Origin of the sequence: Sphingobacterium sp. UBA1897 (assembly GCF_002337775.1) — a bacterium.
Taxonomy (GTDB): Bacteria; Bacteroidota; Bacteroidia; order Sphingobacteriales; family Sphingobacteriaceae; genus Sphingobacterium; species Sphingobacterium siyangense.
This window is the reverse complement of the sequence record NZ_DDGR01000026.1, coordinates 128,465-142,424: the sequence shown is the minus strand read 5'-3', so window position 1 is coordinate 142,424 and position 13,960 is coordinate 128,465. Positions and strand designations below refer to the sequence as shown.

8 protein-coding genes are annotated in these 13,960 nt (G+C 42.5%); 5 read left to right on the top strand and 3 right to left on the bottom strand.

What is annotated here, in order from left to right; all coding sequences use genetic code 11:
- Positions 1–59 precede the first annotated feature (59 nt).
- Both B4N43_RS17365 and B4N43_RS17360 read right to left on the bottom strand, forming a co-directional pair.
- Positions 60–1,049: a FecR family protein gene (locus B4N43_RS17365; protein ID WP_158638904.1), complete on the bottom strand. Its 990-nt coding sequence runs from the start codon at positions 1,047–1,049 to the stop codon at positions 60–62.
- Positions 1,050–1,112: 63 nt separating this feature from the next.
- A complete protein-coding gene (locus tag B4N43_RS17360; RefSeq protein ID WP_070563451.1) occupies positions 1,113–1,733 on the bottom strand; it encodes an RNA polymerase sigma factor in 621 nt (206 codons plus the stop codon).
- 468 nt (positions 1,734–2,201) lie between these two features.
- Between B4N43_RS17360 and B4N43_RS17355 the strand changes: the two genes are divergently transcribed.
- Positions 2,202–4,592 carry a TonB-dependent receptor gene (locus tag B4N43_RS17355; protein ID WP_286735764.1) on the top strand — a complete coding sequence of 797 codons (2,391 nt, stop codon included), beginning with the start codon at positions 2,202–2,204 and terminating at the stop codon, positions 4,590–4,592.
- 143 nt (positions 4,593–4,735) lie between these two features.
- On the opposite strand, the gene B4N43_RS17350 is transcribed toward B4N43_RS17355, so the two are convergent.
- Complete coding sequence (locus B4N43_RS17350; protein ID WP_158638906.1) at positions 4,736–5,428, bottom strand: outer membrane beta-barrel protein; 693 nt, start codon at positions 5,426–5,428, stop codon at positions 4,736–4,738.
- A gap of 256 nt (positions 5,429–5,684) precedes the next feature.
- Between B4N43_RS17350 and B4N43_RS17345 the strand changes: the two genes are divergently transcribed.
- The 4 genes from B4N43_RS17345 to B4N43_RS17330 all read left to right on the top strand — a co-directional run bounded on the left by B4N43_RS17345 (position 5,685) and on the right by B4N43_RS17330 (position 13,943).
- Complete coding sequence (locus tag B4N43_RS17345) at positions 5,685–8,885, top strand: SusC/RagA family TonB-linked outer membrane protein (RefSeq protein WP_286735763.1); 3,201 nt, start codon at positions 5,685–5,687, stop codon at positions 8,883–8,885.
- 121 nt (positions 8,886–9,006) lie between these two features.
- Complete coding sequence (locus B4N43_RS17340; protein ID WP_075991017.1) at positions 9,007–10,710, top strand: RagB/SusD family nutrient uptake outer membrane protein; 1,704 nt, start codon at positions 9,007–9,009, stop codon at positions 10,708–10,710.
- 2 nt (positions 10,711–10,712) lie between these two features.
- Positions 10,713–12,641 carry a heparinase II/III domain-containing protein gene (locus tag B4N43_RS17335; RefSeq protein ID WP_286735762.1) on the top strand — a complete coding sequence of 643 codons (1,929 nt, stop codon included), beginning with the start codon at positions 10,713–10,715 and terminating at the stop codon, positions 12,639–12,641.
- Between the two features lie 45 nt (positions 12,642–12,686).
- The gene (locus B4N43_RS17330) at positions 12,687–13,943 is read left to right on the top strand and encodes a glycoside hydrolase family 88 protein (RefSeq protein WP_088160206.1); all 1,257 of its coding nucleotides are present in this window, start codon (positions 12,687–12,689) and stop codon (positions 13,941–13,943) included.
- Positions 13,944–13,960: the final 17 nt, after the last annotated feature.

Sequence of the window (13,960 nt, the reverse complement as noted above, 5' to 3'; positions counted from 1 at the left end):
GTTTGCCAGATGAGCACTTTTCTTGGGCAGATAAATTATGCTGTTCTACCCCCTACAGCTTATTTGTATAAGATTATTTCATTTTTCTCCCTCCTAAATTTGATTTGATGAATATTGCAAACGATATTCAGCACCTGGTCTAATGACTGTACATGTGGTATCATAAGCGAATAATTGAATGGATCTGTATTCAGATTTTCGGTAAGCAACACAACACCGAAGCGGTTATAGATTATTTCTTTCAGTTCCTTGAAGCTGATGTTATTCAATTGCATACCACCTTGTGTCCAAAGGCTGATGTAAGCTGGATCGCTATCGAAAGTTTTAAAATCATTTTTAACTACGCTATACCGGACGGCCTTACCTGCTGTAAGGATATGGTTTGCTCCATTTTTTGCATTTAGAACACTCACCCGCCCAGTTTTAACTTCGACCGTCACATGTTTAGTAGACATCGAATTGTTGACGTTGAATGATGTTCCTAGGACTGCAACAGAAACGCTGCCTGTTTCTATCTCAAATGGGTGTAAAGTATCCCGTCTGACCCGAAAGAATGCTTCCCCTCGATCTAAAAAGAATTTTCTATTTGATGCAAAATTCTTACGATCGTAGCGGATACGTGTATTTCCGTTTAAAAAAATAGATGTGCCATCAGGTAACTGAATTTCTTTCAATTCGCCCGCATTCGTAACCGTTTCCGTCAGTAATGCGACCGCTTCTGTCCGCTTCCGAGAAAGCGACATCGGGTTGTGCTGTAAAAATAGCAGACTGATGCCTCCTAGGACCAAAATAGCCGCTGCTGCTGAAAGCCAAGAGAATTTTCTGACCGGTATGTTGGCCACCTTCTTTGCCCTCGCAGGTGCTTCAGCTATTCCTACACGAATAAATAATTCTTGTTTGATTTTTTCCCGATGATTTGCATCGCTAAAGGGATTAATATCATCGTTTGAAATAGACTCGTACCAGTCGTCAACATGACCTTTTTCCTCCTCAGTCAATTTTCCTCCGAGATAATCTGTTATGATAAGTTTAAAGCGTTCTAAATTCACCTGCATTAATTTTTATACTAATACAGATCAAAACGGGCAAAGTACTTTAATTAAATATGTTCTTTATATTAAATAATCATAAAGGAGATAGCTTCCTGCGAGCAATAAAAATACAGAATCGTGGTCCGCAAACCTTCTTGTCAATTCGTACCGCATAATCTTTTTGGCCTCTGACAGGTAGTTCTTAACGGTCTGTTCAGCCAGATTGAGTTCCTTGGCAATTTGTGTTATTGAATAATTGTCAGAACGCATTAAGTAGACTGCTTTCATCAATCTAGGTAATTTGTCTATCGAATCATCCACAATAGCCTCCAGCGCCTTATACCTGGCAAAGGCCTGGCTATCCAAATTGGAAAAAGCGTCCATACGTTCCATTGATTTCTCCAAGACCTGTTTTCGTACACGCTCCGAGGCGTAGTAATTCAGTATTTTGTTTTTGAGGGCTTTGTGGAAATAGAATTTTATATCGGAGTATTCAGTACTCACGAGCGATCGTTTTTCCCAGATATGGATAAATACTTCCTGCACAAGATCCTTAGCCTGATCCTCTTCCCGAAGATGACGAAAAGCGACGGTGTATAGATCCTCCCAATACCGCTCAAAGAAATGGGCAAAGGCAATGGGGTCACCTTCTTTAAAACGCAACACATAGTGGCTATCTACATTGGCTTCGGTAGTTTTCACCTAACAAAGATAGGTTCGTCAGATTATCAAAATGTTAATTTTTCGGGAAGCTTTTATTTGAATACGCTCTATTATTTGAATGAACTGCGCTACTCAAATGAACTGCGCCATTTGAATACACTCCGCTTAGTCTTTGTAAAAACCATCCCAGGAATTGTTAATAAACATGTTAACTTTCTAGTATAGAGCAGATCTTTTGTTAAAAACGTAGCGGACGTCCTATTTTTTTACAATTAGGCATTTAGGACAAAAACAGTTCAGCTAAAATGTTAACAACAATGTTAATTAACTTGTAATCAGCAACCTTTATGTTAATAACTACTTATCAGTAAAACCTATAAAATTTCATGTAATGACATGTGAATTTAAGTTGAATCATACATATTCGCGGCGTGAAAAACAAAAAATTAGGTAAAAGCTAAGGGTAAATTGAAAGTCGGCTGTCATAAAGATAAAAACTAATCTTTTATGAAACTATCGCCAATCTTACTTATTGGATTATCGCTTCAAGCAGGGTTTACATTCGCCCAGCAACCAGCAGCGCCAAAGCAAAAAAATCAGGTTGTGACCGAAACTGTCAAAGGAACCGTGATAGATAAAAATACCAGATTACCACTTACAGGTGCCACAATTGTCATTTCATCCAGTGATGGAACAAAGTCTGTAAGTACAGACGCACAGGGCATATTTCGGCTGCAGCAAGTTCCAGTTGGGCGTCAACAGCTTCAAGTTCGCATGGCCGGATATAAACCAGAAGAATTTACGGAATTACTTATCACCAGTGGACGGGAGAATATGGTCAATGTGGAAATGGAGCCGCAAATAAATGCATTAACTGAAGCTGTCGTCTATGCCAATGCCGGAAAACAACCGCTCAACCAGATGGCAATGACGAGTGGGCGCTCTTTTTCGCCGGAAGAGACCAACCGCTATGCTGGCGCCTTTTTTGATCCCGCCCGTATGGCACAGAGTTTTCCAGGTGTTGCTGCCGGCGGCGATGACAATGAAATTATTGTTCGCGGAAATTCCCCCAAAAGCTTGCAGTGGCGGCTTGAAGGTATCGAAATTGTAAATCCCAATCATTTTGGAGCCGAAGGCACTGCAGGTGGCGGAATCAGTATGCTCAATACCATGGTATTGGGAAAATCTGATTTCTATACCGGTGGACTTGCCGCGGAATACAGCAATGCAACAGCGGGTGTTTTTGATCTTAGGTTCCGTAAAGGTAATACCGACAAACGCGAATACACATTCAACGTCGGAGTACTGGGCGTAGGAGCAACGTTAGAAGGGCCTTTCAAAAAAGGAAGTGACGCTTCCTATTTGATTAGTTACCGCTATTCTTCATTGAGTCTACTGGAAAAAGTAGGTGTAAAAGTTTCAGACACTGGCGTCCCAAAATATCAGGACCTTTCTTTTAATTTTGTATTTCCCACAAAAAAAGCCGGAACCTTTTCCTTTTTCGGTATAGGCGGCTTGGGGAAACTTCAACAAACTGCCGAGCGTAATTACGAAAAATGGGAAGAACGAACAGACGCCCAGGATCTAAATTTAAAATTCAACGCGGGGAGTGCTGGACTAAAACATCAATATATTGCAAATGACAGATTATATTTCACCAATATTGTTTCCATGTCCCTTAGCCGTAATTCCAATAGCACCGATACATTAACACGGGACTATATTTCCAGCCTCTATCACAAGGACAAATTTACGAATACAGCTCTTCGCTATGCGGGTACGCTAAACTATCGCGCCAACAGTAAAAACACGATTAGAGCGGGCTTAAATGCAAGTTTATTACACTATGACCTCTATGCGCTGTCCTACGACACCGAGCTAGCGGCATTAAGAGAGCGGATTAATGAGACTGGGAATACAAGTACTTATGATGCTTTTGCACAGTTAAAAACAGTTTTGAACGACAAACTAACGCTAAATACAGGAGTACATGCAAATTACTTCGCCTTGAGCAAGAGCTGGTCTATCGAGCCAAGGCTTGGCCTAAACTGGCGTGTAGCCGCAGATCAAACGATATCTTTTGGGACTGGTCTATATAACCGACTGGAGCCCTTGGTCTACTATTTTGCCAAAAGTAGCGATCAAACAAGCCTAGAGCCAAACAAGCCTCTTTCGCCAACGAAATCCGCTCAGGCTGTTATTGGCTATGAAAAGAACCTAAGCAGAACACTCCGGTTTAAGACAGAAATCTATTATCAGCATCTTTATGATGTCCCAGTATCTACAGATTCCGACATCAACTTCTCCTTACTCAATGTATCGGATATTGCAGCCATTGGTACATCAAACTACCGTCAGCTTATCAATAAAGGAACCGGCAAAAATTACGGCATTGAGCTGACGCTTGAGAAGTCGTTAAGTAAGGGGTATTACTTCATGGCAACGACCTCCTTCTTTGATTCAAAGTTCAAAGCACGCAATGGCAAAGAATACAATACCACGTTCAATACACGTTACGTAGGAAATATACTGATGGGGAAAGAATGGACTGTGGGAAAGAGTAAAAATAATCTGTTTGGTCTCAATGGCAAATTAATTTATGCCGGTGGAAGAAAGTACTCTCCTGTTCTGGAAGAAGAATCGCTTCGTTTAGACGAAGAAGTTATTGACCAAGATCGCATCAATACCCTGACTGCCGATCCCTACGTACGTGTTGATTTCTCATCGAGCTATCGGGTTAACCGCAAAAAAGTAAGCCATCTGTTTATTTTGGATATTCAGAATCTCCTTAATAGAGAAAACACTGTGGGTATGCACTACAATTTCAGCAAACGTATCATTGAACCTCAAAAATGGACTGGTATTATTCCGACTATTAACTACCGGATTGAATTCTAATACCCAATAGTAGCAAGTACAACGGAAAGATTTATTTCCAATCGTTTGTCTCCAGACACTAGGCGCTGAAGACAAACGATTGGATTGATGAGACGAGCTCATGCTTCCAACAACACGCTTATTTATTCACTGTTTTTAAGTTACTAAAACCGATAGCCAACTGAAATACCCAAGGAGCGATTACGTATAGCATTCCCGGATTTATAATCCCCCCATTTGGATTCTAAATTGGCAATTCCTTTCTGAAATTCTATACCGACAAGATAATGTTCCCTAAAAAGATAGTTTACTTTTGCACGAGCGCCATAATCAAAAGGTCTCCCAAGTGTATAATCCCCATACTCACCTTCACTCGAATCATTTTTGAACTTGATATCTCCCTTGTTATCAATTGCAATATCGTCCAGGTAAACAGATTCTGAAGTTTTCCATTTCCCGCCCAATCCATAACCGATATAAGGGCCTATACCGACCTCCAACTTACCTGTACCGATCGTAGCATTAAAGACAACATCGATAGGCATTTCGATATAAGACGTATTCGCTTTAAAATCTTTACCCCAGCCTATAAAACTTCCATCTTTTCGTTTAAAGCCCCGTTTAGCAAACACAAATGCCGGTTCTAAAGAGAAATTATCGCTGAGGCGTAATGTGGGACCGAGTCCCAAATACAGGCCTCCGACCGCGGCCGTGCTGGCCTTATCGCCCGCTTTATTTTTAGCATCCACATTTGAAAAGGCGACTCCGGCTTTTACATTCCATTTTGTCTGTGCATAGCCTGCATATGCTCCAAGTGACAGACATAACAATAACGCGGTTTTTTTGATATTCATCATACGAAAAGAAATAGGTTTACATAATTTCCTTATTAAACGACAATCGCTTACAGACGCTACACTGACCTTTGAATTATTGATCCAAATACTCCCAGCAGGGATACCTTTCTAAACAGATATTAACCAAAAATCTTTCGATTTTTAGGCAGGCTGTTACGAAAACGATTGCGAGAAAACGTCCTTATTGTTCTCTATCAATACTGTAAATTCACTTCACAGAAAATTCATTTTTCAGACCAATTAAATCTAAAAGCCTATGATCAAGATCAAGAACACATCCGTTTCGACGAATCGTTGGATGTATCCGGCAATACCATTATCCTGCTTGTTGGTCGTATCTAGCCTGACAACACAAGCGACTCCATTTGCACCTGTTAAGACAAACAGCAAGCTTTCACTGGCCATGCAGCAGACAACCATTCGGGGTAAGGTTTTAGACAAAGATGGCAAAGGCATCGCCAATGTCACCGTTCAGATTAAAGGAACGAATCTAGCAACATCGACCAATGCAAGTGGTTCATTCGAAATCAAAAGTCAACAGAACGACGCAACATTGGTTTTCACGAGCATCGGTTATAAGAGTATCGAAACGAAGGCACAAGCTGGCAGCCCGCTTACGATCACCTTGGAGAATGAGTCCAAGGGACTCGACGAGGTTGTTGTTGTCGGTTTTGGTACACAGAAAAAAGAAAATGTAACCGGTTCGGTCTCTTCCATCCAGATGTCCGAGGTTGTGGAAAGTAGACCTGTAACCTCCTTGTCAGCTGGTCTAGCTGGACAGGCGCCGGGATTATATGTTAATCAGGGCTCAGGCAGACCGGGCAGTGATGGGGGAACACTACGTGTTCGCGGACAGGGAACACTCAATAATGCCAATCCACTTGTCGTGATCGACGGTGTTATTGGCGACATGAACTTGATCAACCCACAAGATGTCGAAAGCATATCGGTTTTAAAAGATGCTGCTTCAGCGTCAATTTATGGTTCAAGAGCCGCAAATGGTGTTATCCTCATTACAACGAAAAAGGGTAAATCGGAGCAATTTAAAGTTATTTACAACAATTATTTCTCGAGTCAAAAACCATCCAATACCATTGGAATGGTTTCCAACTATGCCAACTATATGGAGCTGATCAATGAAGGCTATCGCAATGGCGATCCAAATGCTAAGCCCATATTTTCGCAGGAAAAAATTGACCTTTGGCGCCAGGACGCAGGACAGGATCCATTGAAATATCCCAATACGGACTGGGTTTCGGACCTTTTCCAGAACAAAATCAGCCAAAACCACAACCTTTCCTTTACCGGAGGTAGTGACAAAATCAAGTTCTTTGGTTCCTACGGCCTCCTCAATAACCCTGGAATCATCGAACAAGCAACCTATAAACGTCATACCGGACGTATCAATCTAGAAGCTGATGTAAAACCTTGGTTAACGTTGGGAGCCAATATCAATGGTGTCGTTTCCAAAACAGATATAGGCACCAATATCATCGATGATGTATTTACTTTTGCCGCAGCAAGTACTCCGGGGATGGTCCTGCGTGCTCTAGATGGAAGATTTGGTTCGCCAAACAATCCGGAAGATGACCCACAGTCTAACAACGTGCTACACCGCCTTTATGCGCAGAGAGGCAACATCAACAAAAACCGTTTCGTGTCGCGCTTCTACGGAAAACTGAAACCCGTCGAGGGACTTTCCATCGAAGGATCGTACACCTATACCTATGACGATGATTTCGTCTACTCTCAACCCGTGTTCAATGACCGGTGGAACTTTTTGACAAATACAATTGCCTCAGCGGGTACAGGCCGTTCGTCGGTAACTAACGAATCGATCAAATCCTACCGCTATTACATGGATGGAATTGCCAAATATAAAAACAAGCTCTTTGAGAAACTGAACTATGAAGTCATGGTGGGTGCCAGCCAGGAGTATTTTAAAGATGGTTGGTTTGCGGCATCCAAACTCGACCTTGTAGATCCATCCCTGACCGTTCTGAATGCGGCGACTATGGATGCCTCAGCTTCTGGCAATATCACCGATTGGGCTATGCGTTCGTTTTTTGGCCGGATCAACCTATCCTGGGATGACAAATATTTGTTGGAAGCCAATCTACGGACAGACGGTTCATCTCGTTTTATGAGCGGAAAAAGCAGATGGGGAACATTTCCATCCGCTTCCTTTGGCTGGAAAGTTTCCTCAGAAGACTTTTATGACATCAAATGGATGCCTAACCTGAAATTCCGTGCATCATATGGTGCCTTAGGTAACAATGGAACCTCCGATGAGTCTTTCCGCAAAAACGCCAACATCAACAATTATGAATATCAAGCGCTTTATAATCCAACAAACTATGTGTTAAACAACCAGCTCTATGTAGGTTTTGCGCAGACCGTATTGAGTAATGCGCTTCTGACTTGGGAAAACACTTATATCCTGAATGCTGGTTTAGATTTTGACCTTTTCAATTACAAACTAGGGGGCTCGATCGACGTTTTCAACAAAGTAACCGACAACATCTTAATCAACCTGCCTGCTCCGCTTGTCGTTGGAAATGCGACAATACCACGCACCAATGCGGCCAAAGTACGTAATAATGGTGTCGAGCTGAATTTGACTTACCGCGATAAAATTGGCGATAATTTTAAATTCAACATTGGTGGCAACTTTACCTTTATTGACAATAAAGTGGTCAAATTTAAAGGCAATGACAAGTCTATCAGTGGTTCCAATTTACTTCAGGAAGGTTATGCCATTAATACCCAATATATCCTGTTGACCGACCGCATATTACAGACAGATGCTGATATGCAGCTCGTGCAACAGATGATCGATAATGCGCCAATCGATCCAAACACCAATCAAAAAGTCAATCCATTCGCATCCTATGGTACACCTAAAAAAGGGGATCTCTTGTATAAAGACACCAATGGCGACGGCGTCATCAACGACAATGACCGGGTTCCGGTAGGTCATGGTACGGCGCCACGGATGACCTATGGTTTTAACATGGGATTCGATTATAAAGGATTTGATTTCTCGGTCTTCTTGCAAGGTAATGCAGGCAACAAAGTCGTGTGGACGGATGGTTATTACACACCCACTGTTCGCTGGGGCTATCAAATCAATCAGGAAATTGCTGATGGCCGATGGACTGAAGGTGCAACAGATGCAAAATTCCCGCGATTGTTGCCTTATACCGATACAAGAAACACCAAAAACAGTGATTTCTGGTTACAGAACAAGGCATTTATCCGCGTAAAAAATATCCAGCTGGGCTATACAATCCCGAACGATATCACTAAGCGGATACAGGTGCAAAACCTACGCGTATTTGCATCGCTGGAAAATTTTTGGACCATTACCAAATATAAAGGTTTCGATCCGGAGATCAGCGGTACCAACTATCCAACAATGAAACAGGCTGTTTTTGGCGTTAGCTTATCTTTCTAATAAGAAAGAAATGTAACTGGAGGTATCCCCTTCCTGTATTAAATAAATTATGGACAAAAGTTGAGGAGGTGGTTTAACACCTTTGAATATAACACATATCATGAATAATTAATTAAACCTCATGAAAAAAATTTCACTACTCATAGCCGGATGCATTGCTTTATCATCTTGTTATAAGCTTGATACCAACCCCTACAGTCAGGTAAGTGCTAGCACATTCTGGCAGAATGAAGACCAAGCCCTAGCTGGCGTACTGGGCTGTTATAATGATTTAAAGAAAGAAGCCACCTTTGGTTTGCAATTTTCTTACGATGGTCTTACCGATATTGGTCTAGGCTATGATCCCCCGGGTCTGGGCGAAGTGATCAGCGGTACTTTTACGGACCGTTCGTCAATTATTGTGGATAGATGGCAAGCGGGCTACGATCTTATCCAACGTTGTAATCATGCAATCGCGCATATCCAGCCTATGACCATAGACAAGGCCAAACAGGAGGGCTTTATTGCGGAAGCGAAGTTCTTACGTGCGCTGATGTACTTCCAGCTCACCAATCTATATGGCGCCTTGCCGATATACGATGAAACTGTCGACTTGAACAAAGATTTCGCTGATCTTAAAAATAGTCGCTCTTCTGTAGAAGATGTCAATAAGTTTATCCTCAATGACCTGAACTATGCAATTGAGAAATTGCCGGTAAGCTATGATGCAAAGTATTATGGAAGAATCACTAAAGGTGCAGCGTATGCTTTGAGAGGGAAAGTAGCCCTTTACAATAAAGATTGGGCTGGAGCAATCCGGGATTTTGAAGAGATTGTTTACAACAAGACCAACACGTATGGCTATAGTTTAAACACAAGCTACTCGGCCTTATTCACCATGGATGGTGATCAATCGCCGGAGATGATTTTTGCCATTCAGAATATGGGTGGTACGGGTTTCCCTTATGGTATGCCCATGGCCTTCTATATGGGAACGCGTTCAACCTTTGGTAGCGACTGGAACAACTGTATGCCGAGCACACGCCTTGCAGACCGTTACGAAAACCGCGATGGAAGCCCCTTTAACTGGAATGATTATTTCCCCAACTATGCAACGGATAATGCGGTCAAAAAACAGGCGATGGAGTCTACGCAATCTGGAGGCACGCTTACCAAAGTACCAGATACAGCAAAACTGCGTCAGATCTATGCCAATCGCGATCCTCGGATGACTCAAACCTTGATCGTACCATATTCGCATTACTTAGGATGGAATGCAAACAAAGAAAGAGATATGCAGCTGATATTGGCAACCGGTGTAAACGAAAACTTTGGTCAGATCCGCAACAATCGGGGTTGGTACACCTATCTATGGCGGAAATTTGTTCCTGAAGGGAACCTAAAAGGTGCCATTACCGATCGTGCACATACACCGATCAATTTCCCTATCATACGCTTGGGCGATGTACTTTTGATGCTTTCCGAAGCGTACAACGAGTCCAATCAATTGGATAAAGCGATTACTGAGCTTAACAAAGTACGTACACGCTCTAAAATGCCAGCACTAAATAGTGGCAGCTCATTTTTGGTTGTCGGTAGCAAAGCAGATATGAGCAAACGTATCCAGCACGAAAGGGCCGTAGAACTAGCAGGTGAAGGATGGCGTTATTTTGATCTTAAGCGCTGGAACCTCTTAGAAAGCGTCTCCAAAGACTACATCGAAAAAAGTATTACTGGAGACAATCTCGTCACCCGGGGTTACCAAAGCCGTCATAAGCTTTGGCCAATACCAGGGCAAGAGATTGAAATGAACCCGGCATTACTACCACAAAATCAAGATTGGTAATTATGAGAATTTACTTAATCCTACTATTTTTCCTTAGCAGTTTTTCTTTCCAAAGACTGCTAGGGAAAGATCTGAACCTGCTAACAGGAGCATTTAAACAAGAGAACCTGAAAGCCAGCCTAGGCAATGACAAATCTTGGGTTCCCTACCCGGCTTATTCCGACCGTTTAGCCTGGGATAAGCTGATGGCTCCCTTTAAAGAGCGTATTATAAAAAAGGGAAACGAGGCCCTTAGCTACCAGTGGCAGGTCGTCAAAGCAACCGACTACCTTGAATATGAGCGTTCAGGCAACCGCAGCATAATGGAAAAGCCAATGAACGAAAATTGTACTGCGCTGACCAACCTACTGTTGGCGGAGCTTGCAGAAGGACAGGGGCGCTTTGTTGACCAAATCCTAAACGGCAGTTGGCAATTGACGGAAATGGCAACATGGTCTCTCTCGGCACACCTTGGGGCCTTTCAGTCCAGTAAGCGATCATTGCCGCAAGAGCGCACACAAGTAGTCGATCTGATGGCCGGTGATGTAGGCTCTCTCCTCTCCTGGGTTCATTATTTCTTCCGCGATACGTTCAATACAATAAACCCCGAAATCAGTACCCGTCTAAAACAACAGATCCAACAACGCATTATACAGCCCTATCTGGATCGTAACGACATGTGGTGGCAGGCATTTGAACTCAAGGAAGGACAGTTGGTCAATAACTGGAATCCATGGTGTAACTTTAATGTTCTTACGGCCTTGCTTTTGGTTGAGGACAATCCCGATATACAACTGGCGGGAATTTATAAGACAATGTCTTCTGTGGATCGCTTTATCAATTATGTCAAAACAGACGGTGCCTGCGAAGAGGGACCCTCCTATTGGGGCCATGCTGCGGGCAAACTGTACGATTATTTAAAAATACTTTCGCTTGCCACCAAGGGCAAGATCAATATTTTTGATAAACCTGTAATTCGCGATATGGGTGAGTACATCGCACAATCCTATATTGGCGGAGATAAATGGGTAGTTAATTTTGCCGATGCTTCGGCAAAAGGTGGCGGCGATCCACTATTGATCTACCGTTATGGACAGGATGTCAATAGTAGCGAGATGATGCAATTTGCCCGATATATGGAAAATACCGGCGACAAAACTGCAAATTTCAAACCTTCAAGGGATATTTTTCGTGCCTTCGAGGACCTGAGATGCTATCCACAACTAGAGCGTGTTACCGCTTCACTCCCTCAAAATAATGCCAAGTGGTATCCCGAAACACAATTTATATATCTAAAAAAGGGTCCGTTTTTCTTTGCCGCCAAAGGTGGTTTCAATAATGAAAGTCACAACCATAACGATGTCGGGAGTTTTATCTTATACGAGGATCAACAACCACTGTTCATTGACGCCGGTGTCGGCACCTATACCAAAAAGACCTTTAGCGATGACAGATACAGTATCTGGACAATGCAGAGTGCTTACCATAATGTTCCGATGATCAATGGAGCAGACCAATCTTTTGGAAAGGAATATAAAGCTGAAAATGTAGCATTTCTGCCTACACAAAATAGATTCCAACTTGATATTGGAAAAGCATATCCGAAGTCGGCGAATGTTGAACACTGGAATAGAAGTTACACCCTCGTACAAAATGGGCTGGACATTCAGGATGAGTTTAAAATCACAGGTCCTAAGCAGGCCAATATCATCCATTTTCTGGTTGCTCAGGAACCAAAAATTGGCAAAGGGGAAATCCTCCTCAATAATGGGCACGCAACCCTACACTTTGATGCTGGACAGTTCACGGCGAGCTACGATGTCATTCCTCAAGATGACCCACGTTTGAGTCAGGTATGGGGTAAGGAACTCTATCGCATCAAACTCACCGCTAAAAGCATCAAATCCGCTGGAAAATATACCTTTACGATTCGCCAAGAGGCTATAAAATAAAAAGAATCGAGATTATTATGTAACTTACTAAGAATATAAGCCGTTATGAAAAAAAGAAAACCTGGTCTAAAAGCACTTTTTGTGATCACATCCAGTCTGATTGCACTGAGTTTTACAGATCAAAAACCAAGCTTTATTGACACAAGTTTTAGAGCTGCAGAAAAACAATATCAATTTTTAGAACAAGCAGCAGAAAAGCAGCACAAATTTCCACGCACATTGAGTCCTGCAGGAAAACTGGTAGGGACAGACGAATGGGATTGGACCGGCGGTTTCTTTCCAGGGTCACTATGGTATATCTACAACCATACCCATAATAAAGAGACCGAAGCTGCGGCGATCAAATGGACAGAGGCGCTTGAAAAAGCCAAAGACCTTGATCAACATCATGATATTGGTTTTGTGATGTATTGTTCCTATGGCAATGCCATTAAATACCTTAAAGATCCCAAAAAGGTTGCCGCTTACAAGGATATCCTCATCCACTCGGCCAATACTGCGCTTAAACGTTATAATCCGCAGGTGGGCGTCATCAAATCATGGAACGAGAAGAAGTCTTGGGACGGCAAGACCCTATGGAAATATCCAGTCATTATCGACAACATGATGAACCTGGAAATGCTGTGTTATGTGTCCGACTTGACTGGAGATACCAAATATAAGGATGTGGCCATCAGTCATGCCACCCAAACCATGAAAAACCATTTTCGTAAAGACCACAGTACTTACCATGTTGTCGATTACGATGGTAATGGCCATGCTATCCACCAACAAACAAACCAAGGCTATGCCGACAATTCAACCTGGGCACGCGGTCAAGCATGGGCTATTTATGGATTTACCATGATGTACCGGGAGACCAAAAAACCAGAATTTCTTAAAACGGCAAAAGCGGCGGCAAAGTTTTACATGACCCATCCGAATCTTCCAAAAGATAAAATTCCGTATTGGGATTTTAATGCCGGAAAGCCGGGTTATAAATCGGATGCTGATTTTTCTTCCTTGAAATTAAATTTTGTGCCGCGCGATGCCTCAGCTGCAGCCATTGTTGCGTCTGCACTGATTGAACTCTCAACATTGACCACTGGCACCGAAAGCAAATCCTATTTGACATTTGCTCAGGAAAGCCTGCAAACACTATCAGGAGCCACCTATTTTGCTAAATATGCAAGCAATGGCGGTTTCTTATTGCAGCATAGTGTCGGTAGCTTACCCCATCATTCGGAAATCGATGTTCCGCTGACCTATGCAGATTATTATTATCTGGAAGGTTTGACACGGTTGGAGCAGCTCAAAAAATAAAAATACAAAGGGGAGAT